General features: G+C 42.3%; 30 protein-coding genes. 16 read left to right on the top strand and 14 right to left on the bottom strand.

Annotated elements, in window-relative coordinates; all coding sequences use genetic code 11:
* Nucleotides 1–381 precede the first annotated feature (381 nt).
* Nucleotides 382–726, bottom strand: coding sequence for a hypothetical protein (locus VR862_RS03425; RefSeq protein WP_324719546.1), 345 nt, complete (start codon nt 724–726; stop codon nt 382–384).
* 220 nt (nt 727–946) lie between these two features.
* Between VR862_RS03425 and trhA the strand changes: the two genes are divergently transcribed.
* Genes trhA through VR862_RS03410 form a run of 3 tightly spaced genes read left to right on the top strand, consistent with a single transcriptional unit; the run spans nt 947 to nt 2,293 of the window.
* A complete protein-coding gene (trhA, locus tag VR862_RS03420) occupies nt 947–1,597 on the top strand; it encodes a PAQR family membrane homeostasis protein TrhA (RefSeq protein WP_324719545.1) in 651 nt (216 codons plus the stop codon).
* Nucleotides 1,598–1,644: 47 nt separating this feature from the next.
* The gene (locus tag VR862_RS03415) at nt 1,645–2,031 is read left to right on the top strand and encodes a rhodanese-like domain-containing protein (protein WP_324719544.1); all 387 of its coding nucleotides are present in this window, start codon (nt 1,645–1,647) and stop codon (nt 2,029–2,031) included.
* Nucleotides 2,009–2,293, top strand: a complete 285-nt coding sequence (locus VR862_RS03410; protein WP_324719543.1) for a DUF202 domain-containing protein — start codon at nt 2,009–2,011, stop codon at nt 2,291–2,293. Before VR862_RS03415 ends, VR862_RS03410 begins: the two co-directional genes overlap by 23 nt.
* A gap of 50 nt (nt 2,294–2,343) precedes the next feature.
* Here VR862_RS03410 and VR862_RS03405 read toward each other — a convergent pair whose 3' ends face one another.
* Genes VR862_RS03405 through VR862_RS03390 form a run of 4 tightly spaced genes read right to left on the bottom strand, consistent with a single transcriptional unit; the run spans nt 2,344 to nt 6,078 of the window.
* Nucleotides 2,344–3,090 carry a hypothetical protein gene (locus tag VR862_RS03405; RefSeq protein ID WP_324719542.1) on the bottom strand — a complete coding sequence of 249 codons (747 nt, stop codon included), beginning with the start codon at nt 3,088–3,090 and terminating at the stop codon, nt 2,344–2,346.
* Between the two features lie 58 nt (nt 3,091–3,148).
* Nucleotides 3,149–4,675 (bottom strand): L-aspartate oxidase, encoded by a 1,527-nt coding sequence (nadB, locus tag VR862_RS03400; protein ID WP_324719541.1) that lies wholly within the window; start codon nt 4,673–4,675, stop codon nt 3,149–3,151.
* A gap of 3 nt (nt 4,676–4,678) precedes the next feature.
* On the bottom strand, nt 4,679–5,626 hold the full coding sequence (gene nadA / locus VR862_RS03395) for a quinolinate synthase NadA (protein WP_324719540.1): 948 nt from the start codon (nt 5,624–5,626) through the stop codon (nt 4,679–4,681).
* Nucleotides 5,623–6,078: an RrF2 family transcriptional regulator gene (locus VR862_RS03390; RefSeq protein ID WP_324719539.1), complete on the bottom strand. Its 456-nt coding sequence runs from the start codon at nt 6,076–6,078 to the stop codon at nt 5,623–5,625. The genes nadA and VR862_RS03390 overlap by 4 nt, the downstream gene beginning before the upstream one ends.
* A 227-nt stretch (nt 6,079–6,305) precedes the next feature.
* Here VR862_RS03390 and VR862_RS03385 point away from each other — a divergent pair, with 227 nt between their 5' ends.
* Nucleotides 6,306–7,775, top strand: coding sequence for an SLC13 family permease (locus VR862_RS03385; RefSeq protein WP_324719538.1), 1,470 nt, complete (start codon nt 6,306–6,308; stop codon nt 7,773–7,775).
* A gap of 34 nt (nt 7,776–7,809) precedes the next feature.
* Here the strand turns inward: VR862_RS03385 and VR862_RS03380 are convergent, their stop codons facing one another.
* Nucleotides 7,810–8,355, bottom strand: a complete 546-nt coding sequence (locus VR862_RS03380) for a GNAT family N-acetyltransferase (RefSeq protein WP_324719537.1) — start codon at nt 8,353–8,355, stop codon at nt 7,810–7,812.
* Nucleotides 8,356–8,597: 242 nt separating this feature from the next.
* Between VR862_RS03380 and VR862_RS03375 the strand changes: the two genes are divergently transcribed.
* Nucleotides 8,598–8,783, top strand: coding sequence for a hypothetical protein (locus VR862_RS03375; RefSeq protein WP_324719536.1), 186 nt, complete (start codon nt 8,598–8,600; stop codon nt 8,781–8,783).
* A gap of 54 nt (nt 8,784–8,837) precedes the next feature.
* Here the strand turns inward: VR862_RS03375 and VR862_RS03370 are convergent, their stop codons facing one another.
* The 3 genes from VR862_RS03370 to VR862_RS03360 all read right to left on the bottom strand — a co-directional run bounded on the left by VR862_RS03370 (nt 8,838) and on the right by VR862_RS03360 (nt 11,427).
* Nucleotides 8,838–10,145 (bottom strand): rhodanese-like domain-containing protein, encoded by a 1,308-nt coding sequence (locus VR862_RS03370; protein ID WP_324719535.1) that lies wholly within the window; start codon nt 10,143–10,145, stop codon nt 8,838–8,840.
* A gap of 135 nt (nt 10,146–10,280) precedes the next feature.
* Nucleotides 10,281–10,709: a hypothetical protein gene (locus VR862_RS03365; RefSeq protein WP_324719533.1), complete on the bottom strand. Its 429-nt coding sequence runs from the start codon at nt 10,707–10,709 to the stop codon at nt 10,281–10,283.
* 358 nt (nt 10,710–11,067) lie between these two features.
* The gene (locus VR862_RS03360) at nt 11,068–11,427 is read right to left on the bottom strand and encodes a hypothetical protein (protein WP_324719532.1); all 360 of its coding nucleotides are present in this window, start codon (nt 11,425–11,427) and stop codon (nt 11,068–11,070) included.
* 305 nt (nt 11,428–11,732) lie between these two features.
* Between VR862_RS03360 and serA the strand changes: the two genes are divergently transcribed.
* Both serA and VR862_RS03350 read left to right on the top strand, forming a co-directional pair.
* Entirely contained in the window at nt 11,733–13,625 is a 1,893-nt protein-coding gene (gene serA, locus VR862_RS03355; RefSeq protein ID WP_324719531.1) for a phosphoglycerate dehydrogenase, read from the top strand.
* Between the two features lie 203 nt (nt 13,626–13,828).
* Nucleotides 13,829–15,628: a nitronate monooxygenase family protein gene (locus tag VR862_RS03350; RefSeq protein ID WP_324719530.1), complete on the top strand. Its 1,800-nt coding sequence runs from the start codon at nt 13,829–13,831 to the stop codon at nt 15,626–15,628.
* A gap of 152 nt (nt 15,629–15,780) precedes the next feature.
* Here VR862_RS03350 and VR862_RS03345 read toward each other — a convergent pair whose 3' ends face one another.
* Nucleotides 15,781–16,608 carry a TlpA family protein disulfide reductase gene (locus VR862_RS03345; RefSeq protein WP_324719529.1) on the bottom strand — a complete coding sequence of 276 codons (828 nt, stop codon included), beginning with the start codon at nt 16,606–16,608 and terminating at the stop codon, nt 15,781–15,783.
* Nucleotides 16,609–16,758: 150 nt separating this feature from the next.
* On the opposite strand from VR862_RS03345, the gene VR862_RS03340 reads away from it, so the two are divergent.
* The 9 genes from VR862_RS03340 to VR862_RS03300 all read left to right on the top strand — a co-directional run bounded on the left by VR862_RS03340 (nt 16,759) and on the right by VR862_RS03300 (nt 23,425).
* Nucleotides 16,759–17,394 carry a Crp/Fnr family transcriptional regulator gene (locus tag VR862_RS03340; protein WP_324719528.1) on the top strand — a complete coding sequence of 212 codons (636 nt, stop codon included), beginning with the start codon at nt 16,759–16,761 and terminating at the stop codon, nt 17,392–17,394.
* Between the two features lie 64 nt (nt 17,395–17,458).
* Nucleotides 17,459–18,256 (top strand): sulfite exporter TauE/SafE family protein, encoded by a 798-nt coding sequence (locus VR862_RS03335; RefSeq protein WP_324719527.1) that lies wholly within the window; start codon nt 17,459–17,461, stop codon nt 18,254–18,256.
* A 45-nt stretch (nt 18,257–18,301) separates the two neighbouring features.
* Nucleotides 18,302–19,603 carry a cytochrome ubiquinol oxidase subunit I gene (locus VR862_RS03330; RefSeq protein ID WP_324719526.1) on the top strand — a complete coding sequence of 434 codons (1,302 nt, stop codon included), beginning with the start codon at nt 18,302–18,304 and terminating at the stop codon, nt 19,601–19,603.
* 2 nt (nt 19,604–19,605) lie between these two features.
* A complete protein-coding gene (locus VR862_RS03325) occupies nt 19,606–20,646 on the top strand; it encodes a cytochrome d ubiquinol oxidase subunit II (protein WP_324719525.1) in 1,041 nt (346 codons plus the stop codon).
* A gap of 23 nt (nt 20,647–20,669) precedes the next feature.
* Complete coding sequence (locus VR862_RS03320; RefSeq protein ID WP_324719524.1) at nt 20,670–21,134, top strand: methyltransferase family protein; 465 nt, start codon at nt 20,670–20,672, stop codon at nt 21,132–21,134.
* A gap of 6 nt (nt 21,135–21,140) precedes the next feature.
* Complete coding sequence (locus VR862_RS03315) at nt 21,141–22,214, top strand: MBL fold metallo-hydrolase (RefSeq protein WP_324719523.1); 1,074 nt, start codon at nt 21,141–21,143, stop codon at nt 22,212–22,214.
* Nucleotides 22,186–22,803, top strand: coding sequence for a class I SAM-dependent methyltransferase (locus tag VR862_RS03310; protein WP_324719522.1), 618 nt, complete (start codon nt 22,186–22,188; stop codon nt 22,801–22,803). Before VR862_RS03315 ends, VR862_RS03310 begins: the two co-directional genes overlap by 29 nt.
* Nucleotides 22,804–22,813: 10 nt before the next feature.
* Complete coding sequence (locus VR862_RS03305; protein WP_324719521.1) at nt 22,814–22,999, top strand: hypothetical protein; 186 nt, start codon at nt 22,814–22,816, stop codon at nt 22,997–22,999.
* A 75-nt stretch (nt 23,000–23,074) separates the two neighbouring features.
* The gene (locus VR862_RS03300; protein WP_324719520.1) at nt 23,075–23,425 is read left to right on the top strand and encodes a hypothetical protein; all 351 of its coding nucleotides are present in this window, start codon (nt 23,075–23,077) and stop codon (nt 23,423–23,425) included.
* 51 nt (nt 23,426–23,476) lie between these two features.
* On the opposite strand, the gene VR862_RS03295 is transcribed toward VR862_RS03300, so the two are convergent.
* The 4 genes from VR862_RS03295 to VR862_RS03280 all read right to left on the bottom strand — a co-directional run bounded on the left by VR862_RS03295 (nt 23,477) and on the right by VR862_RS03280 (nt 25,344).
* On the bottom strand, nt 23,477–24,070 hold the full coding sequence (locus VR862_RS03295) for a TlpA family protein disulfide reductase (RefSeq protein WP_324719519.1): 594 nt from the start codon (nt 24,068–24,070) through the stop codon (nt 23,477–23,479).
* An 11-nt stretch (nt 24,071–24,081) separates the two neighbouring features.
* The gene (locus tag VR862_RS03290; protein ID WP_324719518.1) at nt 24,082–24,510 is read right to left on the bottom strand and encodes a sulfur reduction protein DsrE; all 429 of its coding nucleotides are present in this window, start codon (nt 24,508–24,510) and stop codon (nt 24,082–24,084) included.
* Nucleotides 24,507–24,908, bottom strand: coding sequence for a DoxX family protein (locus VR862_RS03285; RefSeq protein ID WP_324719517.1), 402 nt, complete (start codon nt 24,906–24,908; stop codon nt 24,507–24,509). Before VR862_RS03285 ends, VR862_RS03290 begins: the two co-directional genes overlap by 4 nt.
* Before the next feature lie 88 nt (nt 24,909–24,996).
* Nucleotides 24,997–25,344, bottom strand: coding sequence for a hypothetical protein (locus VR862_RS03280; protein ID WP_324719516.1), 348 nt, complete (start codon nt 25,342–25,344; stop codon nt 24,997–24,999).
* Nucleotides 25,345–25,382 lie beyond the last annotated feature (38 nt).

Raw genomic sequence — 25,382 nt, 5'->3', positions numbered from 1 at the left:
AATTAAAATATTACTATAAGAAAAATTAATTTAATTAAGATTAAAATTAAATAATTAATTTGTAATACTCTAAAAATGGTGAGATTATTTTATTTCAGGAGAGATAAGTGGAAGCCTATCGTCGTATTGAGGTATTTGAGAGAATTTCCCCGGCTAACAATTTTGGCAACACATAAACAGGTTTAAGAGAATAGTCAGGGGAACAGTGCGGGATGGAACAACCCCAAAGGCAATTCCGATTAGCCGAAGAACTTTCATGTTTACATATGACGAAAAAGTTCGAATCTTCACCTTTTCCTGTATAAGCACAAAATCAGGAAAGAAGTTACTCCGGCAATAAAAGGTGATAATATTATTTCTTTTGAAAAAGGGGTCTCCAGATCAACGCAACAACCTGCGGGTGATGAAATTGGTCCTTTGAAAGTAACTGCTGTGAGCCGCCGCCAGATTTAAAATAGTGCAGTAAAAACCGGTTAAAATAAAAAGTACCTGAAAAGCAGTGGCCGAATAAAAAGTGTTCAAAAGATACACCGAAAATCCTGTAAGCAAAATATTACAGAAGAAGGAAAGCCATTCATCATGCTCGAGGTTGAGCCGGTCAAAAGCAAATTTTAGAACCGGATTCTGTTCCACATAATTTCCGTTCGACTGATACGAGGAAATATATGAAAACAGGAATTTTGAGGCTATGATCTCAAAAGCAATAAGGGCAATTAACAGGTCCATAAGCAGTAAGTAGGTGAAACTGAAGAAGCTAAATTAAACGAATATTTTTAACCTGCAAGTCTTTTTAACTTTTTACGGGTATATCAGCTAAAAATTGTGTATTTGGTCGATATAAAGGAGGTGTTCTTCTTATTTACCGTAAGAAAAAACCTACATACGGTGCAGGTTTAAGATTAAAAACCTTTCTAAATATCTTATTTTTACAATTAGGATACCAGAAATGAAAAAACCATTAAAGATCAAAAGATACTCCAAAAATGAGGAACTTGTAAATGTGATAACCCATGGGGGAGGATTAATTCTTAGCCTCTTAGGTTTGTTTTTGCTTATCCTCAAAGGCCTTGAATTTGACAACACAAAGATGACTCTCAGTTTTGTCGTTTTTGGAGCCTCTCTTATCTTGTTATACACTGCTTCAACCCTTTACCATAGCACTGGAGATCTTAAAAAGCGATTTTACTTCAAAATTCTTGATCACGTGGCAATTTTTATTCTCATTGCAGGTACCTATACACCCTTTGCGATAGTTACCTTGAAAGGTACAACCGGCTGGATCATTCTCGGTGTGGTTTGGACCATTGCTTTTCTGGGAATCATTTTAAAATTGTTCTTTACAGGAAGATTTAAGATACTTTCTACATTGCTTTACGTGGGTATGGGCTGGGTGATCATTTTTGCTATTGAACCACTCATGGAAAATTTGTCGTCACCAGGTTTAATTTGGTTGCTTGGCGGTGGAATTTCCTACACCCTCGGTGCAATTCTTTACAGCATAAGCAGGATCAAGTTCAATCATGCTATTTTTCATGTTTTCGTTTTAATTGGGAGCTACTGTCATTACATGGCAATTTACAGGTACGTGCTTCCATAAGGGTGGTCTGGAATTTGCATATCTTTAGCCAACAAAAAGAAAAATAAATGACGAAGTGGATCATTAGCTGTTGTATTTCCTTTTTCGCTGTAGTTGCTTATGCGCAGGATTCAACAGCTATCAGGGTTCTTGAACCTGAAGTATTTAAATTAAAAGTAGAAAATTGGCCCCTGCAGTTTGTAGATGTAAGAACTCCACAGGAGTACAAATCCGGCCATATACCTGGTGCAGAGAATATCGATTTCAAGGCTGAAGGTTTCTTGTCCCAGATGAATAAATTTGAAAAAGATAAACCCATTTATCTTTATTGCCGCAGCGGAAACCGCAGTGGCAAGGCGGCAGCACAGTTGTCAGAAATGGGATTTAAATATATTATTGATCTTAAAGGTGGCTACAAAGCCTGGAAAGAAATTGAGGAAGAACAAAAACACTAAAACAGTTAAAGAGGGGCTAATCACCCGGGACTGGTTAGCAATAGACCGAACCCGAATGGCCAATGAGAGGACCTTTTTGGCTTACCTCCGCACGTTTATTGTTGTTCTTAGCTCGGGAGTTGCAATATTAAAGGTTGACGCCCTTGAGGACATGCTGGACCTGGGAATCTTTCTTCTGGTCATAGCTCCGATAATTTTTATTATTGGATTGATTCGCTTCCTCTATGTGAGAAGACATATCAGGAAATATCATACCTCTTAGAAAATCTTACATGGTTTCGTAGATCAGGCTCGAGCCAGTTACTTCTGAATTCAACCCGCCTGTTTCCGACGCACTTTTTTCGTTTTTCCTTTTTTACCAAACAACCTCATCATGGTCGGGGAGGAGATGAACCACAATACAAACCCACTGAGCACCGTGATCAAACCAAGCAGGGAGAATGCCCGGAGAACTGTGGTGTTGAAGTCATCCCGTGTTTCGTAATCCATGGTATGGGTCATCCAAAGAAAATCGAACCAGCGCCAATCCCGGTGGCGAACAGATCTAAAGCTGCCGTCCAAAGCCGAAATGTAGGCCTTTACGTTTTGGGGTGAATTATAAGAAATAACAAAGGCGGGAAGGCTGCCACCCCTGTACTCATGATGATCTCCTGTGGAAGTAATGCGTTCCACCTGGGAGATCTTAAGACTGTCCAGCATATATCTCCCTGCAATTTGGACTGCTTCAGCCTCGGTGATCTCTTCTTTTTCTTTTCCGCTTCGGGCATGAACGAGTTTTTCGCCATTGAGCCAGTAGTATGGTTCACCTGCAATATCTTTGAGTTGAACCGAATGTATCTCTTCTTCCGGAGCTATCTCTGCTATTCCCGCCAATCCTGAAAAACCGGTAGGATGTACATGGGCTTTTCTGAAGTGGTCGCCGTGGATTTCATCAATATCTGTCCAGCTAAAATAAATTCCGCTTATGGTCCACATTAAAAACTGGATTCCGAGAAAAATCCCGAGGTACCGATGAGCTTTCCGCAGGTTTGAGGCTGTTTTTCGCTTTACAAAGGGCATCTTAAAACTTTACAAATTGTGCAAGTATAATGATTCTGCAGGAACAAAGACTTTAGTTCTAAAAAATTCCTTCCGGAACTCCCTTTTTTGGTAAACTATAATCAATGGCATCTTTCAGGATCAAAATGGCGGTCTGCACCATGTTTCTAAGCTCATAAAATGCTACTGTACCGGAGTTAAATGGAGGGTAGTTTTCCAGCATATCCTGTAAATATTGTAGCTGTTCAAGAGCCTCGGTCTTTTCCCTTTTTGAAGCCGAATTCAGGAGGTCATAGTTCATTATTTCATTGAGCCGTTCCCGAAGACTGTTTATGATATCATCATCGACGTCATCCTCGTTGTGAAATAATATTTTTTGCTGCGGAAGTCTTGGCTCCGGAATCTCATCCAGCTCCTGTAGTACAACTTCTGAAGCCTCATGAGAATAGACAAGCGCTTCGAGCAGGGAATTGGATGCCAAACGATTGGCGCCATGTAGCCCGGTGTGGGCGCATTCGCCTGAAGCAAATAAATATTTGACAGATGTTCTTGCTTTTTGATCCACCTCAATGCCACCACACTGATAATGTGCAGCCGGAACCACCGGAATAAGATCTACAGCAAGATCGATTCCTATGGATTTACAGTAGTTCACTATAGTGGGGAATTTCTGCCCGAATACCTGCTGGTCCAGATGACGACAATCCAGGTAGACACATTTCTCTCCCGATTCTTTGAGTTCTTTAACTATAGCTTCAGAAACAACGTCGCGGGTGGCGAGTTCTCCTCTAAAGTCAGTTTTAAACAGGAAACGATTTCCCTGCTTGTTCACAAGATAAGCACCATGACCTCTCACTGCTTCAGAAATTAGGAAGAGAGGGTATTTATCCTGTTCGTATAGCGCCGTAGGGTGGAATTGAACAAAATTCATATGCTTGACCCTAACTCCCACACGCCACGCCATTGCTACTCCATCTCCTGTAGCCACAGCTGGATTGGTAGTGTTTTCAAATACAACTCCACTACCACCACTTGCCAAAAAGGTGATCTTTGAGGTAATATTTATTTTTTGATGTTGATCTTTATCTAATGCAGTTATCCCAATACAGCTCTTATTGTTTTCGTCCAGTAAAAGATCGGTCACAAAGTAGTGATCGAAAAAGCGAATATTTGGAAAGGATTTTGCCCGGGAGATTAATTTTCTCTGAATTTCCATTCCGGTAAGGTCGCGGTGGTGTACTATTCTATGTCGGGAATGTCCCCCTTCAAGACCTAGTTCCAATGTCCCGTCTTTGGCATCAAATGTTGTCCCCCAGTTCATTAATTCCAGGAGGCGTTGAGGAGCTTGAGACACTACCATTTGGACAACCTCGGGATCATTAAGGCCCCGGCCCGCTTGCATAGTGTCTTTAACGTGAAGTTCAAAACTATCCTGGATCCTGTCCAGAACAACTGCAATCCCTCCCTGCGCCTGAGCGGTATTGGAGATCTCCCTTCTTTCCTTGGTAATAACGGTCACCTCCACACCGGGCCGGGCCTGTGCGATCTTTATGGCGAAGGTCAATCCTGCCACACCTGATCCTATTACAATTACGTCTGTTTTCATGCTTTAGGAAAGTTCTAGCATTCGTTCTATGGGGGCTAAGGCTTCTTTCATAAGTTGGGGAGAAAGAAGTATTTCAGGCTCTTCCTTTTCGAGACAATTGTAAAGCTTCTGTAGGGTATTCATCTTCATGAATGCGCATTCGCTGCAGGCACAGGTGTTATCTTCTTTGGCGGGAGCAGGGATGAGGGTTTTGTAAGGCACATCCTTTTGCATTTGATGCAGGATACCTGCCTCTGTTGCAACGATAAAGGTGTGGTTTTCGCTGTTCTTCACATAGTTGAGCATACCCGAGGTGGATCCAATATAGTTGGCCACCTTGAGGATATGAGCTTCAGACTCGGGGTGAGCGATGATCTTGGCTGTTGGATGCTGTTTGTAAAGTTTCAGTAATTTGTCCAGGGAAAAAGCTTCATGGACGATGCAGGCACCGTCCCAGAGCAACATCTTTCTTCCGGTCTTCTGTCTTAGGTATCTACCTAAATTTTTGTCCGGGGCGAAAATAATGGGCTTATCTTCAGGAATTGAGTTAATGATCTTTTCGGCATTGGAGGAGGTACAAACAATATCGCTTAAGGTCTTTATCTCTGCTGAACAATTTATGTAGGTCACCACCACATGATCGGGATACTGTTTCTTCAGTTTTCTGAAGTCTTCCGGCGGACAGCTTTCTGCCAAAGAACAACCGGCATTAAGATCGGGCAAAAGTACCCTTTTTGAAGGATTAAGGATCTTTGCAGTTTCTGCCATAAAGTGAACCCCGGCAAAGACAATAATGTCTGCCTGTGTTTCTGCTGCCTTTTTTGCAAGCTCCAGGGAATCACCGATAAAATCGGCTATTTCCTGTATCTCGGGTTCCTGGTAATAATGAGCCAGGATGACAGCATTTTTATCCTTTTTTAATTTTAAAATTTGATCTTGTAAACTTGTCCTTTGCAGGGTTTTTTCCATCATTTTGTAGGGGATTCAAAATTCGATTTTAGAAAAGTGTCGCCTTCAATAAGTCCGCTGGTCAGATCTTTTAAACTCGTGTTCTCCACAATTTCCTGAAGTCCGTTCCTTACAGGTTTGAACCTGGAGTGAAAAGGGCAGGGGTGATCTTCTGAACAATTGTGCAGGCCCAGGCTGCAACGGGTATAAACCTTGTCTCCATCAATGGCCTGTACGATCTGGGCAACCTTAATGCCAGCCATCATTTCCGGTTTTACCTCAAATCCTCCATGCGCACCTTTAGTAGAAATAATAATCCCGCTACGGGTTAATTTTTGAAGGGTTTTGGCAGTGAATGCTTCAGGGGAATCTATTTCCCTGGCAATATCCTTGAGGCTTGCTCTTTGGCCTCTTTCAGATTCAGATGCAATAAAAATGGCTGCCCTAATAGCATACTCACAGGCTTTTGAAAACATGAGTCTAATTTTCAGATTACCCGACAAAATTAGAGACATAGAGGTCCTTATTTTATGACCTGCATCAGTAACAGTGGATTTTTTCCAGGATTCAATCGACTTACAACAATAGGTTTATACTTCGGGATTAGCTTTAGAATTCTTAAATTTATTTAGCAAAAGCCTCCGGTATGAAAATTCATTTTACCCTGCCGAATTCATTCTATCTGATCAACTCATAACCTGAAATGAAGATCTCCCTAAAAAGTATTATGGTCGTTGTGGGGCCGCTGGTCTATATTGTATTGCAATCTTTTGACCATCCAGATTCTATGCCGCCTGCCGCCTGGGATGTTCTTTGTGTTACGATCTGGATGGCACTCTGGTGGGTGACAGAAGCTGTGCCTATTGCTGTGACTGCATTACTTCCCATAGCGCTTTTTCCTCTCACAGGGGCGATGACAATAGGTGCTACAACGGCTGCTTACGGTGATAAATTCGTGTTTCTTTACCTGGGAGGTTTTTTATTGGCCATTGCCATTGAAAAGTGGGATCTACACCGGCGTATAGCGCTAAGTATCATTAAAATTATTGGCACCAACCTTAGACGAGTCATTTTGGGTTTCATGGTGGCAACAGCTTTTCTTTCAATGTGGATCTCAAATACAGCAACTTCTGTTATGATGCTGCCTATTGGCGCTGCCATTATAAGTCAGCTACAGGACAATCAGGAAACAGAAAGAAATGAGAGAAAAGTTTTTGGAAAGGCATTAATGCTGGCTATTGCGTATAGTGCTTCTATTGGCGGAATAGGAACTTTAATAGGTACACCACCAAACCTGGTTTTGGCGGGGATTGTTGAAAAGCTTTATGGCATTGAGATCACCTTCTACCAATGGCTTAAATTAGGTTTACCAATTTCCGTTTTTTTGCTGGCTGTTTGCTGGAAATACCTTACTTCATTCGCCTTTGATCTCCAGGGAATGAAATTGCCGGGAGGCAGGAAAGAGATCACAAAACTCCTGAAAGACCTGGGGCAGATAAATAGGCAGGAAAAAATCGTACTTACAGTTTTCATTTTAACTGCACTGGGCTGGATCACAAGATCATTTTTATTGGAGCCCCTCATCCCTTTTATAGATGATACTATTATAGCTATAACTGCCGGAATCGTTCTTTTCCTATTACCTTCCGGAAAGGATAACGGTAGGATCCTGGTTTGGGAAGACACTACGAGAATTCCCTGGGGGATCATTATCCTCTTTGGGGGTGGAATGGCACTGGCTAAGGCTTTTGGAGAAACCGGGCTGGCGGTATGGATAGGGGAGCAGCTAACAGATCTTGAAAACCTACCACTTATCGTACTGGTATTAGTGCTTGTGGCTGCAGTCAATTTCCTTACAGAAGTCACTTCCAATCTTGCTACCACGGCTATGTTGTTGCCCATCCTGGCCCCTATGGCCGTGGCAATGAGTATTCACCCTTATTTTCTACTGGTAGCTGCTACGCTTGCGGCTTCCTGTGCGTTTATGCTGCCTGTGGCCACCCCGCCAAATGCCGTGGTTTTTGGCTCGGGACATTTACAGATCAAGGATATGGTGCGAACAGGGATATGGATGAACACGATCTCAATACTCCTCATCACGCTCATCGTTTACTTTCTGCTTCCGGTCTTCTGGGGGATAAGAGTTGACGAGATCCCGGCTGTCTTTGAATAACGACAAAGACTGTATTGTTTAAAACAGAGCAACATCAATGAGCAGATTTTAAAGAAAATTCATCTTTTAAAATGGAGTAAATTGCCACATCGAGAAATTTTCCTTTTTTAAATTCAACCTGTCTCATAGTCCCTTCATAGCTGAAGTTTATCTTTTCAAGGGCGCGTCGACATTTGAGATTGTCGGCATCTACAAAGCCTTCGATTCGGTTGAGGTTCAAATTTTCAAAACCCTCGCGAAATAAACATGGCATAACCTCCCTTAAAATTCCCCTGCCCCAGAATTCGGGTAGCAGCCATAATCCAATTTCGGCTTTTCGGTTGTCCTTTTCCAGGCCATTGAACCCACCTGCACCTACAAACTTCTCGCGGTCTTTAGACCAGATCCCCCACCAGATCCCGGTTCCATGCTTTTTTAGATCCTCGTACCAGTCCATTTGCTCCTGTGTAGCTTCAAGGGTAGGAAAATGTACAGCATAGAATTGTGTGACTTTTGGATCTGAAAGACCCTTATAGATATGATCGATATCCTCCTGAACTATTTCCTTCAGGAGAAATCGGTTTGTTTCCGGTTGCTTCATTTGTTGGTATTGTTCAATTTTCAGATTCTCGAGTTGGCCAAAAATAAAAAAAGTAAGCCAACTGCTTAAATCGAGAGAATTCTATCATTTCCTACGGACCATTTTCATCTTTAGGAAGTGTTAAAAATTCTTAAAATTTTGTTAATTAATCGATAAAAAGCCATGTTTGATCGACAAGATACTGTCTTGTAATCTTTTTAATGAGTGCATTAAAATTTCGAGTAGATATTAAAAGTGCAATTATGATCAAATTGACAGACAGGTTCAATGTGAGGGAAAGGTTCTTTCTGGTTTCGTCCTTAGTTTTGGTGATCCTTTTTTTCGTTCTTGCTTTGTCCCCCGGGAGAAAAAAATCCTTCACCTCAGAATATGATGTTGAGAAAAAAAGTCGGGTTGCCATGAATCTCTGCACTCCTGAGATCTTTTAACCTGGAGTACAATTATTCCAGGTGTAACTGTAAAACTGCCTTTTTCGAAAGAAATTAATCCTTATCAAGTTTGACCTTCTCCTTTGGGATTCCGGTCTCGAAAGGGTTATTCGGATCATTGCTCCACTCGAACCATCCTCCGTCATAAACCGAAACATGTGGCCATCCCAACAGCCAGGCATTGAACCAGGCTTCACTACCGCGCCAGCCTGTGCCGCAGTAGAAGGCCAGATGCTTGTTGGGAGTTATTCCGTTTTGTTTCCAGTTTTCAATGACTTCATGGAATTCACGGGTGGTATGGTCCACGTTCCGGTAGTTTTCCATGTGGTAGGCATCACTGCCACAATCGGCAAAAATGGCTCCGGGAATACGGCCTTTGGCTTCTATATAATTATAGCCGCTCACTTCCCCAATGTACTCGGGATAACTGCGTACGCATACTAGTTCAGCATCATTTGCAGCGATCATTTCCTTAGCCTCCGGTACATCAACAGCAAGTTGAGGATTTGCCGGAATCTTGGCGCCAAAGTCTTTAACCCGCTGTTTTGGCACATCATCTTTGCTTACTTCAAATCCTGCGTCTTCCCAGGATTGAAAGCCGCCGTTCAACACCCGCACATCCTTTACCCCGGCATACATCATGATAAAAGCATTTCGAATAGCACCTATATCCCCGGCTGCACTTCCGGGAAATTCGTCGTCATTATCGGGAAACATGAACTTTCCATAGAGTACAACTGTAGTGTCGGCAGTAATTCCATGTTTTTCAAGTGCTTTCTTTAACTCTTCGGGGCTGCGGCGGTTCCATGTTTCAGGAGACTCCAGGGCGTTGGTATCCATATCGATGGCACCGGGAATATGTCCGCTCAAATAAGCATCGCGGTTGCGGTAATGTGAATGTACCACCACAAACTTGTCGTTGTCATATTCTGCAGGTTTTTCACCGGAAATAAGCTTATTCACCCATTCGGCCGAAACGAGCTGCCGGTATTTTGGGAGATATTCCATGGGTAAGGTCTCATCGTTCGCCCATTCATCTAAAAAGTGATTGTATAATGCTATTTTAGAATACCCTGCTTTTTCAAAGCTTTCAGCCACCTTTTGAGCCGAATCGCGGTTGTAACCGTAGATGATAAGTTCCTGTTCAGGGGTAATTTTCTTATGTCTCACGATCTCGATCCAGTCCATATACCCTGCCCATTTTGCCGGGAGCGATTTGGCACCGTGGATATGCCCGCCTCTTGGCTCATCTTTTAATTTCCAGCCGTTATAAGCATCGACGGGACGTACATCTATGACCAGTGCACCATTCTTTTGTCTGTCTATAAGTTCCTGAGTAGTTACTTCCCTGAAGTTTGTCATCTTGTGTAGCGTTTAGCGCAAAAAAAGAACCTCCGAAGAAGCTCTGAATTTTTGATTTTTCCGAAGATAATTAATTTCAGTTTTTTCTGAAGCAGCTTACGGCTTAAGAAATTCCTAAATCTTGCCGAAATTCCTTTACAGGTCTATTTCTTTCTTATAAGTGCGGGTATGCTCCACATCATTCTCCACTGTTGTCTGTCGAACACTGATGGTCATTTTTTGATAATCACTCATATTGCTGATGCCCGATTCCAAAGCAGCCCGAATTTCATCTGTCACTCTATAAAAAGCGATGCCATTCGAAGGAAAGGAGATCAACTCGATATCAACATTAAAGGTATGGTAATCTGCTTCCCCCGTTTTGGTGGTTTTGGAAGAATTAAATGAAATTTTTTCTGCAGGGATAATAGCCGCAATTCTGCTTTTCAAAGTTTCTTTTTCCACAGAAAATTCAGGTGGAATGGTAACCAGGTGTTCTTTGGTTTGTATTCTTTCTATCCTTTCCACACAAGCAGTGAAGGAGATGAAGAGCAGTAGCAGAAGAAGTAAGCTTTTAAATTTCATGTTGTAATTGGTGTCTTGTGTTTATTAGTGTCTGGCAGGAACTATTTGTTACAACACTGGAGGCTATATTTCTGTGTACAATGCCTCTTTAATCACTGAGAAGCTTCAGTTTCTAGTTCAAAAAAATTGTGATGATTCTATTTTTAGCTGAATAAATTCAGGATGTGTAAAATCTTGAGGACTTACAGAAGAAATCTTCCGCTTGTGCCCGAAAAAGCTTAGTTTCGGATTTTGAGTAAAAAAACTTCCAGAGAAGCTATTAATTATTGATTTTTCCGAAGATATTCAAATTCAGTTTTTTCTGAAGCAGGCTGCGGCTTGAGAAATTCCTAAATCTTACTGAAGCTAAGGATTTTCTCTATAGATTTATCTCCTTTTTGTAGGAGCGATTAGTTATGGCTTTCTCTATATCGTCAGAAACATGGACCTCAATTGTCATTTTTCTATAGTCCTCAATATCTTTTATTCCACTTTCTACAGCTTCCCGTACATTATCGGCAAGACGGGAGAAGGAAATGTCATTATCCGGCAATTTTTCGGTTACAATTCTTACATCTAATGTGAAGTATTTTGTTTCTCCCACTATTTCGGTACGGGTGGAAATGAAGCTGATAGTATCTGCAGGTATAACTGCCGCTACCCGTTTTTTAAGAACTTCTTCGGCTATAGAATAACTAGGAGCACCGGAATATGTCTTAACTGTTTTAGTTCTTTCCACACATGAGCTTAAAGAAATCAAAAGCAATAGAAGAGGTAATAATTTTTTAATTTTCATAATTGGATGGTTATTCCAATCTGTTAGTATGACGCAGCACAAATTTGTTACAGTAGGTGATCCTGATCTTAGGGATATATTTCTTTGGGTTAGTTATTGAAACTTCAGTTTTTGCTGAAATAAATTTAAAAAATATCATTTGCACTTAGATATTTTAAGGATCTGTCAAATCTTTTGGACTTGCTTAGGAAACCTTCCGCTTGTGGCCGAAAAAGCTTAGTTTTGGGTAGACTTCCAAAAATTTCAGCATGAAGAATAACAGGCATTTTGTGATAGATTTTGACAGCACCTTTACCCAGGTAGAAGCTTTAGATGTTTTAGGGGAGATCTCGCTCGAGGGTCACCAGGAAAGGGAGGAACGGCTTCAAAAACTCACAGATCTTACGAACAGCGGGATGGCTGGTGATCTTTCCTTCAGGGAATCTCTGGAACAACGCCTGGCGCTCCTCAATGCTGAAGAAAAACATTTACCGGCTCTTGTGGACCGGCTTAAAAGTAAGGTCTCTACAAGTTTCATAAGGAACAAGGAGTTCTTTGAGGAGAATCATGAGAATATCTACATCATTTCAAACGGGTTTAAAGAATTCATTGTTCCCATTGTAAAGGAATTCGGGATTAGGGAAGAAAATGTCTTTGCCAATTCTTTTCGACCCGACTCCAATGGAAAGCTGAACTCCTTCGATACTGAAAATGTCCTGTCCTCCAATAATGGAAAGGTTGAAATGCTAAAGAGGCTGGACTTACAGGGTGATGTATACGTGATCGGCGACGGTTACACAGATTATGAGATCAAGGCTGCCGGACTGGCAAACAGGTTTTACGCCTTTACCGAAAATGTTGAGCGGGGTAACGTACTTGACAAAGCCGACCATATTACTCCAAGTCTTGATGAATTCCTATACCTCCATAAAATGAACAAAGCCATTTCCTATCCAAAAAACCGAATTAAGGTCCTGCTCCTCGAAAATGTGCATGAGGATGCAGTGAAGATCATGAAGAATGAAGGTTACAACGTGAGTACAATTTCGGGTGCCCTTGATGAAGAGGAGCTGGCAGAAAAGATCAAAGATATTTCGGTCCTTGGAATACGTTCTAAGACCCAGGTGACGAAAAAGGTTTTGGATAACGCGAACCGGCTTATATCGATTGGTGCTTTTTGTATAGGGACTAACCAGATTGATCTGGAGGAGTGCCTGAAAAAAGGAATAGCTGTCTTTAATGCACCTTTTAGCAATACAAGATCTGTCGTGGAACTGGCCATTGGGGAGATCATTTTTCTAATGCGCGGTTTGCCCGATAGGATAGCCGAAATGCATGGAGGCACCTGGAATAAGTCGGCTGCAGGAAGCAGAGAAGTCCGCGGAAAAAAACTGGGGATTGTGGGCTACGGAAATATAGGCGCCCAACTTTCGGTAGTAGCCGAAGCCATTGGTTTTGATGTCTATTATTATGACCTTATGGAAAAGCTAGCTTTGGGAAATGCGACCAAATGCAAAAGCCTCGAGGAACTGTTGAAGATCTCTGATGTTGTGACCCTGCATGTCGACGGACGCAAAGAAAACCACAACCTTATTGGGGAAAAAGAACTGGAGCTTATGAAAGAAGGTTCAGTCTTTATAAATCTTAGCCGCGGGCATGTAGTCGACCTACCGGCGCTTAGAAAGCACCTGGAGAGCGGAAAAATTCGCGGAGCAGGGATAGATGTCTTTCCAAAGGAACCGAAAACAAATGCTGAAGAATTTGAGTCTGAATTAAGAGGTGTCAAAAATGTCATTTTAACGCCCCATATTGGTGGAAGTACAGAGGAGGCGCAGGTGAATATAGGTAATTTTGTACCGGGAAAGATCATTGAATATATCAACACCGGAAGTACCACCAACAGTGTAAACTTCCCTAACCTGCAGCTGCCAATCCTCGAAAATGCTCATCGTCTAATTCACATTCACCACAACCGCCCCGGGATTATAGCCCATATCAACAACATACTTTCTCACCACGGTTGCAACATCGTGGGGCAATATCTCAAAACCAATGAAACTATAGGTTACGTGATCACAGATATTGACAAAGCCTATAATGAAGAAGTGATCGAGGAAATGAGGGATATCGACGGGACGATTAGATTTAGAGTTCTTTATTAGTTCATGGTTTTAGTTCATAGTCCATAGTTCATAGTTCGGGGAATGGGTGCGGACTTCATTCCTGCAGCGAAGCAATTCATAATCTACCGTCTACTGTGTCCGTCTACCGTCTACGGACTATCGACTAAAACATGATCTCGATCATATTTCAGGAACTGGAGGTTCTTCATCTTTGAAGTTTTGCCGTTAAAAACCTTAAAAATATGACATATGATCTTTCTCCCCACCGGTTTCACATTCCGGTCATGGGACTTGCTTTCACTATTGACACGCCAGTTAAAGTTGCTTCCTACGGGATCACTTCGGCTTTGTCTATTATTGAAGACAATCTCATCGAGATGATGAGAAAACACTACTACCAGGAAAATGATGAAACTTACATACCTATTGAGAAACACGAGGAAAATTACCGCGTGCGCCGAATCACAGATTACCTCAACCTGGTTAACCGGAATGTGCAGGCAAAATTCGAAAAGCTGAAAGAATCGGCTTTTGAAAAAGGTTCTGAGATCGTGAAGTATTTCGAGATGCTCCCCGAGGAAAGCGGACTCAAAGAAAAATATCAGCAGTTCCTGCAGGCTCATGGTGAAGCACGGGAAGAACTGGAAAATTTTCTTCGGAAGCATATGCGTCCCGGCGGAATTGAGGTCAACATCATGACCAAAGTCGATAAGAACAACATGGATAGCAAAGGAGAGATTCTGCCCGATGGATCTGATGCTCTTGGTGCCTTAAAAGCTTACGCCGAAAGTGATCTGGAAAATTCAGCGGTGATCTTTTCAGCGGGAATGAATCCTCGCTTGTTCAATTACCTGGAAAATTTCAGGGAATTTGATGCTTCGGCCTGGGGAGTCTTTAAAAAGAAAGTGATCATTAAAGTTAGCGACTATCGTTCGGCTTTGATCCAGGGAAAATACCTTGCTAAAAAAGGCATTTGGGTAAGTGAGTTCAGGATCGAGTCGGGTCTGAATTGTGGCGGACATGCATTTGCTACTCAGGGATACCTGTTAGGTCCTATTCTGGAGGAATTCCGGATTAAAAAAGAGGAATTGGCGCAGGAATTATTCAGGTTGTATAATCCCGCTATACTGGCCAGAGGAGAAGCAGGCTTTGAAAAACCACACCCCGTTAATGTAACAGTACAGGGAGGAATAGGAACAGCCGCCGAACAGCAGTTGCTTTACGGCTATTATGGCGTTAACGGCACCGGATGGGGAACTCCATTTTTGCTTTGTCCCGAAGCCACAACTGTTGATAATAACACGTTGGAGTTGCTAAGCAAGAGTAAAGAAAATGATGTGGTCTTGAGCAAGGCTTCCCCTCTTGGGGTAAGGTTCAATTACCTTAAGAATACTACGGCCGACAAGGAAAGGCAGCAAAGGATCGCCAAAGGAAAGCCCGGAAGTCCATGCACCGAAAAGTACCTGGTCTCCAACACCGAATTCACAAAAGAACCCATTTGTACAGCTTCGAGAAAGTATCAGAAATTAAAACTGGAACAGCTTAAAAATGCGGGACTTCCTGAAAAGGAATATCAGCTGCAGGTGGATGATCTGTTAAGTAAAGAGTGTTTGTGCATAGGGCTTAGTAATTCCGCCGGATTGAATTACAAGGTTCCAATAGTGGAAAAGCTGGATGCGGTAACCATTTGTCCGGGACCCAATATTGCCAATTTTAGTAAAATTGCCAGCTTGCAGGAGATGACAGATCATATTTATGGTCGCAGGGAGCTGCCGCAAAATGCTTCACGGCCGCACATGTTCATAAAAGAACTTCAGCTTTATGTTGATTATCTCAAAGAGGAAGTTAGAAACACCTTTGAACCGGGGCCAAGGGATATAAAGGGCTGGACCGGTTTCTGCAATAATCTTCTCAATGGGATTTCTCATTACAGGAAGTTGGTCGAACAGGAGCTAATCGATAGAAGGGAAGCTTTTAAACAGGGATTAGAGCAAATGGAGCATGCCATTCGCGAAATTCAAAATCGTCTTGAAGTAAAGTAGTATTAATTATTACCCCTCGAAAAATTAATTATTGAGGGGTAATTTTTATAAGATTCCAGGCATTAAACTCTAAATTTAGAGTCTGGAATACAGACTCTAGACTCTAGATCTTAGATGTTAGACCTTATACCTTACACCTTAAGCCTTAAACCTTACATCGGGGGTGGAGGTGGTGTAGAATCGTTGCGCTTTACTTCCAGGGGCATACTCTTTAATGCAGCGATCATTTCGGGAGCTGTATTTACCACTTTTCTGATCTTTCCTGATGGTTCAACTACAATATGCGTGGGATAAATAGAAAACCCAAGGGTATCTTCAATAAACGATTTCTGCTCAGGGACTACAGCATATTTGAATTCTCTTTCAGATAGAAATTTGTCAAGTTCGTCTTCGGGATCGAGAGAAAGGCTTAGAAAAACCACATCATCCCGGTCGCTGTATTCTTCGACAAGTTGGTTGAGCTGTGGCATTTCTTCGATACAGGGTTTACAACGAAGGAACCAGGTCTTCACTACCAGGGTCTTGCCTTTAAGAGCTTCTTTTGACCAGGTATTTCCCTCAAGATCTGTTAGTGAAAAATCAGGAAACTCTGTTCCTTCCATTTTGAAGTGTTTGTACTCCGGGTAAGTGTCGGCCATTATCGTATAACTAATATCTTCATCGGCTCCTTCAGTAAGTTTAAAAAGCTGATACAATTCCTGCTCTTTATTTGACTTCTTCTCCAAAGCAATGTAATCTCCTGTCATCAGAGCCTCGAAAAATGCCTTTTTTGAAAGGGTATCTCCGGCTTCTCCCAGCGGAACAAAGTCTGAGGTCAAATCTATATTGGTCTTATGGTATCTCCACCATTTAGCCTGATCGGTCTGCAAGGAGGAGAAAAGCAGGTCCATTTCTGTCAGCCTTTCTTTTTCCTGGCAGGAAATGAGGACCAGGGTTACCAGGACAAGGAAATTGCGGCTTTTATTTGAAAATATTTTCAAGAGATCTTCAGTTTAAGTTGGGGTTTAAAGATAAGGATTCTGAAAATACGGGAGAAAGTTCCGGAGTAAATTGAAGATATATGTAGAGTATGCTTCAGCAAAGAATTATCTCAGGAAATACCTTAAATTTACCCTTGCAAATCACAGCCTATGCTCGAAAAAGAACTAAGAGACGCCTATCATTTCATTTTTGAAGAAGAGTTGATCCGGGAAATAGTGAAATTTGGAGCTTTAAAAGAGGTGAAGGCCGGAGAAATCATCATTAATATTGGAGAGTACGTAAAAAGTATGCCTCTGCTACTCGAAGGTGCTATTAAGATCCTGCGGGAAGACAAGGATGGTGACGAACTGCTGCTATACTTCCTGGAACGCGGCGATACTTGTGCCATGACCCTGTCCTGCTGTCTTGGCCAGACCAGAAGCGAAATCAGGGCAATTGCAGAAAAAGATACCCGGCTGGTGATGATCCCTATCGAGAAAATGGAGGAGTGGACCAGCCGCTTCAAAAGCTGGAGGAATTTCGTCTTTGAAAGCTACCATAGCAGGTTGAGTGAAATGCTGGATACCATTGATACTATTGCTTTTCTTCACATGGATGAGCGGCTTATGCGGTACCTGCAGGACAAAGCCAAGATCAATAGAAATGAACAGATACAGGTGACTCATCAGGAGATCGCTTACGATCTTCACACCTCCCGAGTGGTGGTTTCGAGGTTGCTTAAAAAGCTCGAGCTGGAAGGAAAGATCGGGCTACAGCGCAATAGCATTATGGTGCACGACTTGTAACGTGTGACCTTTGTTACAGACACAGCGGCAGGAAAAAACTATTTTTGCCCTGAAAATTGTAGGAATGGATATTACAGAAATTCTCGGTTACCTTGGAGCCTTAATAATTGGAGTTGTACTTGGCTTAATTGGTGGGGGAGGTTCTATACTTACCGTTCCGGTGTTGGTTTACCTGTTGTCGATAAATCCGGTGACGGCTACGGCCTATTCTCTTTTTGTTGTTGGAGCAACCTCTCTTATAGGCTCCGTCAGGAATTTTCAAAAGAAAAGAGTGGATCTCAAAACGGCGGTAGTCTTTTCTATTCCGGCATTTATTGCAGTCTATCTCACTAGAAAATTTCTGGTTCCGGCAATTCCAGAAACCATTTTCAGCATAGGAAATCTCACCATCACAAAAGATATTGGGATCATGTTGTTCTTCGCAATCATCATGATCATGGCATCGGTTTCTATGATATTGGAACCTTCAGAAAAAGATGCTAAACCAAGAAAAGTAAAATTCAATTATCTATTCATCACCCTCGAGGGTGCTATTGTTGGTGTTCTCACAGGTATCGTGGGTGCCGGTGGAGGGTTCCTCATAATTCCTGCATTGGTTCTCATGGTGAAATTACCGATGAAGAGGGCTGTTGCCACTTCGCTCGTTATTATAGCCGTGAAATCCCTGATAGGTTTTATAGGAGATGTTGAAAACCTTGAAATAAACTGGAGCTTTCTTCTTATCTTCACTGCAATCTCTGTGGGAGGAATTTATCTTGGAATCTGGCTCAACCGGTTTATAGAGGGTAAAAAACTAAAGAAAGGCTTCGGCTGGTTTGTGCTGTTGATGGGACTTTACATTTTTTGGAAGGAGATCTTTTAAAGGATCTGAATGGCGGCAGGGTATTTTTTAACTAACTTATCGCTAATGGAAAATCTTGATTTTGCAAGGCTTCAAATGGCCTTTACCCTTGGCTTTCACATCATCTTTGTTTGTATTGGAATGGTTATGCCTTTTTTCATGGTAGTGTCTCATAAGAAATGGCTTAATACCCGGAATCCCTTATATCTTGAGCTTACCAAGGCCTGGCAAAAGGGAGTGGCAATCTTCTTTGTAACCGGCGCGGTTTCGGGAACTGCTCTTTCATTTGAACTTGGAATGCTGTGGCCCGAATTCATGAAACATGCGGGACCAATCATTGGAATGCCTTTTTCTCTTGAAGGTGCTGCTTTCTTTGTAGAGGCTATTGCCCTGGGATTTTACCTGTACGGCTGGAACAAACTACCTGAAAAGTTCCATTGGTTTACCGGAATTATTATAGGACTCTCGGGCGTTGCCTCCGGTATCCTTGTGGTATCGGCCAATGGCTGGATGAATGCCCCTACAGGTTTTGATTATATCAACGGGGAATTCACCAATATTGATCCCGTACAGGCCTTTTTGAACCCCGCATGGTTCACTCAGGCTTTGCATATGACCATTGCAGCCTTCATTGCCACCAGCTTTGCGGTGGCAGGAGTACACGCTTTCCAGGTGTACAGGAACAAGAGACCCGAACTGCATAAAAAGGCTTTTAAAATCGCTATTGTTTTTGGTGCAGTGGCAGCTTTTCTTCAACCTTTGAGTGGAGACCTTTCGGCTAAAGATCTTGCAGAACGTCAACCGGTGAAACTGGCTGCGATGGAAGCACACTATGAAACCGGAACTAACGTACCACTCTACATAGGCGGAATAGTCAATGAGGAGGAACAAAGGGTATCACATAAAATAGAAATCCCGGGCGCGCTGTCTTTCCTGGCTTTTGGGGATTTTGATGCCGAGGTACAGGGACTAAGGGATTTTCCACAGGATGAACTCCCCCCGGTGGCAATCGTGCATTATGCTTTTCAGATCATGGTAGGCATTGGAACTTTATTAATGCTGGCCGCATTGCTATATTTTATAAGTCTCAGGTATAAGAACCTCTTTAAGAGGAAGTGGTACTGGTTGTTCTTTGTATGCCTGGCACCTCTGGGATTTGTTGCTGTAGAAGCAGGCTGGGTGGTCACAGAGGTTGGCCGCCAACCCTGGATCATTTATGGCATAATGAGGACCAGCGAGGCAGTTACTCCTATGCCGGGAATGGAATTTAGTTTTTATATGTACCTGGCAGTTTATCTGGTGCTTGCGTTAACCGTTACCTGGCTTATGAGAAGACAGATAAGAGTTTTAAACTCAGTAAAAGAATAACCATGTTGTACGTTGTACTTTTTTTTCTGTTGTTTTCCCTGCTTCTGTACGTGCTACTGGGAGGTGCAGATTTTGGTGCGGGGATAGTGGAATTGTTCTCCTCCCGTGAAAATAAAAGAACTACCCGAGACACCATTTATCGTGTAATGGGACCGGTTTGGGAGGCAAATCACATTTGGCTCATTATTTTGATTGTGATTTTGTGGATCGCTTTTCCGCTCTACTTCAACGTGATCATGATCTATCTGCATGTGCCTTTTGTACTGGTGCTGCTCGGAATAACCATGAGAGGGGTTGCCTTTATTTTTCGTCACTATGATGCAGTTGTGGACCGGTCGCAGGTCTTTTATAACTGGATGTTCAGAATTTCCAGCCTTATCACTCCTGTTTTCCTCGGAATGTCTTTTGGAGCCTTGATAGGTGGAAAGATCATTCTGGCAGAAGATTATACCAAATACACCTTTTTGGAGCTTTATATTTTGCCCTGGTTCAACTTTTTTACCCTGCTGGTAGGACTTTTTTATGCTGCGCTTTGCGCTTTTCTTGCTGCCACTTTACTAATAGGCGAAACTCAAGGACAAGTGAGGAAAATGTTCAGTAGAAAATCGGCTGTTTTTACTGTGGTCCTGGTGGTGTTAGGCTTGCTCCTCATTACGTACGGGTATCTGGAAGAGGTGAAATTCATTTCAGATTTTATCAATAACGCTGTTTCAATAGGGGCGGTCGCAATTTCGGGTCTGCTTCTGTTTCCATTGTGGAGGGCTGTTAAAAAGCAGCACAGGGTAGTGAGCAGGTATCTAGCCGGTTTACAGGTGGTGTTGGTACTGTTCGCAGCTCTATACGCTCATTTTCCTTATCTCATTATTACGAAAGAGCAGGAGCTAAGCTTACTGGAAGATCTCCCGCCATACGCCGTTATTCGCAACCTTGCCTTTATGTTACTCATTGGAGGAGTAGTCATTTTACCCGGTCTTTATCATTTGATGAGGTCTTTTGGAATGATCAAGATCCTCAACACCGGGGAAGACGAAATGGGGCACTAAAATTTAAATAACCAGAAAAAATAATGGAGGTTTCAAAGAAGGACAAGATCTATGTACTGCTGCAATTTCTAGTCTTTTTCGCCTGGCTGGCCGAAGTAGAGAGACTTAAATTTGAGCTTTCAGATAATTTACAGGGATTAGCTCTAATCATTGCGGGAGTCGGTTTTTTGCTCGCGATCCTGGCGCTTGTGCAAATAAGGTCGAAGATTTCACCGTTCCCGAGCCCCAGGGAGGGAGCAAAGCTGGTGACTTCGGGAACTTTTGCCTTTGCACGACATCCAATATATTCGGGGGTTTTGTTTATGGCTTTTGGTCTCTCAGTTTGGCTGGGTTCAGGATATAAGCTGCTTATATCTTTGCTGCTGTATCTTTTGTTTTTCCTGAAGAGCAGATACGAAGAAAAACGGCTTGAAGAGGTCTTTCCTGAATATGAGGTCTATAAGAGGAATACCGGCAGATTTTTTCCTAAATTTAAGGGAAGAATATAAAAAGCTATGGTGAAGAGGTTTGGAACTCATCCTGAAGGTGACCGCCTGCAGAGGATAAAAAGCTCTCCCAACTACAGGGACGGAAGCTTTAAGAATGTGGAGAAAACCTCGGTCAACCCCGATAATGTCTCCATGTTCACCATTCTCAAAAAAATGATCTTGAGGCCCTCTTCTGTCAGGCCTTCTTCTGAATTGCCAAATGTGAAGACCGATCTTCAAAAGCTTGATCCTACTAAGCCACAAGTGGTTTGGTTTGGTCATTCTTCCTACCTGCTGCAGGTAAAGGGTTACAGCATTCTTGTAGATCCAGTCTTTAGCGGAAATGCCTCTCCCTTTCGTTTCTTCGGAAAAGCTTTTGAGGGGGCAGATCATTTTGGAGCGGAAGATATGCCACAGATCGATCTTTTGATCCTTACCCATGATCATTATGATCATTTGGATTATCCTACCATAAAAAAGCTGATACCAAAGACCAGGAAAATAGCAACTTCCCTGGGGGTGGGAGCACATCTGGAAACCTGGGGTGTCAAAAATGACACAATCCTGGAGTTTGATTGGTGGGAATCGGCGGAAGTGGATCAGGATGTGCATCTCACGGCAACTCCTTCGCGGCACTTCTCGGGACGAAGTTTTAAGCGGGCACAAACGCTGTGGTCTTCCTTCGTCTTAGATATTTTTGATTACAGGATTTTCATAGGCGGGGACTCCGGGTACGACGGTACCTTCAAGAAGATCGGGAAAAATTTCGGTGCATTCGATCTTGCCTTTCTTGAATGCGGGCAATTTGGAAAATATTGGCCCCAAATCCACATGTTTCCGGAGGAAACAGTACAGGCAGCCATTGACCTAAAGGCGAAAAGAGTTGTTCCTGTACACTGGGGGAAATTTGTGCTTTCCTATCATCCATGGAATGTACCTGTTCAAAGGTTTGTTCTGGCAGCAGAAAAAGCAGGACTGGATTATTTATCACCACGGCTTGGGGAGCCGGTAGATTTTACAGCAAAATATAGACAGGAGCCCTGGTGGCTTTTTGAAAAAAAAGAAAATTATCATGAACGACAAGCAGCAACACTGGGATAAAGTTTATTCCGAAAAACAGCCAACAGAGGTCAGCTGGTATGAACCAATGCCCGAAGTTTCCCTGGACCTCATTAAGAGCTGCGGGATCTCTAAAGATGCCGCTATAATCGACATAGGTGGAGGCGACAGCTTTCTGGCCGAATTCCTTATTTCTTTGGGATATCATGATGTTACAGTTGTAGATATTTCTTCCAGGGCCATTGAAAGGGCTAAAGAACGAATGTGTGAAAAGGCAGAGGAAGTGACATGGATCACTGCCGATGCCTCGAACTTTAATCCTGAAAGAAAATACGACCTATGGCATGACCGGGCAGCTTTTCACTTTCTCACCGGGGAGGAACAAAGAAAGAATTACCTGGAAACCGTGAATAAAGCAGTTAAGCCCGGTGGGTATGTCATCATGGGAACGTTTTCAAATAAAGGACCCGAAAAGTGTAGCGGACTTGCAGTTCAACGATATTCGGTTGGAGATATATGCAAACTTTTCGAGGAGGAATTTGAAATGCTGAGTGGAAAGAACATTGACCACCACACTCCATCGGGAGGAACTCAGAATTTTACATTTTGCAGCTTTCAGAAGAAACCTTAAAAATTAAATTATGAAGGAAAAATGGGATGAACGCTATCGTGCAGAGGAATATGTCTATGGGGAAGTTCCAAATGAATATTTCCATTCAAGGTTTACACAATTTGACCCTGGAGAAATTTTGTTTGCTGCTGAAGGTGAAGGGCGGAATGCTGTTTTTGCAGCTAAGTGTGACTGGAAAGTAACTGCTTTTGATTAAAGCCGGGAGGCAAAGCGCAAAGCATTAAAACTGGCAGAAAAGCACAGGGTAGAGCTGGACTATAAAGTTGGAGATTTGCCCGATCTCGGGTTCCAAAAAGATGATTTTGATGCCGTTGCCTTGATCTATGCACATTTTTCACCCGAGATTAGAAGTAAATATCACGAACTGTTGATCTCTTTCCTGCGCCGCGATGGCTTGATCATCTTTGAAGGTTTTAGTAAGAAGCATAAGATCTACCAGGAAAAGAATCCTCGAGTGGGTGGTCCAAAGGAGGAAGATTTACTTTTTTCAATGGAAGAGATAAAAAAGGATTTTGGAAGTCTGAATTTCCTTGAATTGTACGAAGCTGAAGTCGACCTGAAAGAAGGAAAACTTCACGATGGCCTGGGAGCTGTAATAAGATTTGTGGCACAGAAGAAGTAAAAGATCTGCAGGCAAGGCTATTGACTACAGACCTTTTTTATACTTGATCTTTTATTGAAGCTTTTCTAGAAAATCTTTGAAATCTTTAGTGTCAAAATTGCCCATTCCCAAATGAGTAAGGGCCAGGTTCCCCTGTGCGTCGATCACATAGGTCGTAGGAAGACTGTTTGATGAGAAAGCACTGGGGACTCGACCTGTTGCTCTGTAGATCTCAAAATCATAGCCTTTTTTCTTCCTGAAATCTTTAGCCTTTTCAAAATCCCGATCAAAGGAGACCATAACTAATTCTACCTGCTTTCCTTTTATCTCCTCATACAAATTATTGATGCCGGGCATCTCGGCAATACAGGGAGGACACCAGGTGGCCCAGAAGTTAAGAAAGATGACTTTTCCGCGAAATTGTTCCAAGTTCACCTTTTCCCTTTTTGAGTTTATCAGTTCAAAATCAAGGATATCACTTTTGGAAGGGGAGGTCATAGCTAATTCAGCTTTTTCATCGGTCTCGGGGTTCATGAGTCCGGTAGCCAAAATCCCTCTTTGCAAAAATCCCAGAACTTCCGTGTGAAGACCGGTGACAAAAAGGCCGATAAACACTGCCCCAATGATCCCATATTCTATAATATTCTTTTTTAGTGTCTTTTTCATTGCCTTCTATTTTATAATTCAATGCTTAAATAGCCTTTTTTCTGGAGTTCGAAATTGTGCAGAATCCCATTTTCCACCATCCGCAAAGTTTCAGGTAATTTTAACTTGTCAACACCGAATTTTTTCAAGGAAAATCCGCAGGCATTTATAGTGACTCCGGCCTTTTCAGCTTTTTTAAGGAAGGGTATCATAGTTCCTTCATTGGGAAGGTCCTTTACTGCTTTTCCACACACAATGACCTGGAAATCTCCGAATTTCTGTCCGTCTGTGGCGGCAAGTTCTTCTGCTGCGAGCAGTATAGGTTCTAATTGGGGAACTTTTCGGGTGAGTACCACATAATTGTTGTGATCTGCATGATCGTTATGCCTTTCCTGAGCCTGCGCAGAATTTGTGAACAGGCTTATAAGTATTGTGAAACCTGCTAAGAGTATATTTTTCATTTGTTATTTTTTGAATTATTAAAGTCGTTGATAATAAAAAAGAGAAGTCCGCCAAGAATAGCGATGTTCTTAAAAAGAGGGCCAAGGGTTGTTATTTGCCCAACTTGAATTGTAAGGGTAATTGGAACCAAAACAGCAGCGAGAATCCCGGCTGCCCAGCGGGTCTTGAAACCCGTTAGCAGTCCTGTTCCTGCAATAAACATCACAATTCCCGATGCTATTACCATCAATTTGGGTTCTCCAAAGAAATAGGCAATACCTTTAAAATTTGCCTGATCTATACGTTGTACGGTTTTTTCCACTCTAAAAAGGTGGCTGAAACTGGCGACAAGAAAGATCCCGCTCAACATCATCCGGAATACTTGTACCGAACGACGATCCACTAAGATTTCAGTCATAAATAAAAAGAATTAATTCCGGTTTTGGCTATAACAGATAGTTATTCATCTTCTTTAATAGCCTTTGAATCGCTCTAAAGGATAGTATTTAAGCTTTGGGAGGAGGGTAGAACCTATCATCGGGAACAGAAAATTTACCCGGTACTTGATAAGAATATTTCCTGTAGTTAGTCTCTGTGTGGTCAATAATTGAGCTTGATATTTCAATGTCAAGGGCCGTGTTGCAGAGGTAACCGATTTCGAGGCCGGTAATAACATCATCTGTAGCAAACTCTGTGGGAGAATTGGTGTGGATCTGCTTTTTTGGACACAGTTTGTTTACAAGGCTAATACCTGAGGCATCCAATATCAACCCCGGAAGTTTAGCATCCAAAAAGGCCAATTTTCCGAAGAAAATCAGGACAAAAATTATTGCGATGTACGTTTTGTGATCCATAAGAAGCAAACATAGAAATATGCTTGAACAACCTTTGT

The sequence above is a fragment of the Salinimicrobium aquimaris genome, from assembly GCF_035607535.1.
Lineage (GTDB): Bacteria > Bacteroidota > Bacteroidia > Flavobacteriales > Flavobacteriaceae > Salinimicrobium.
This window is presented reverse-complemented; position numbering and strand designations above follow the sequence as displayed.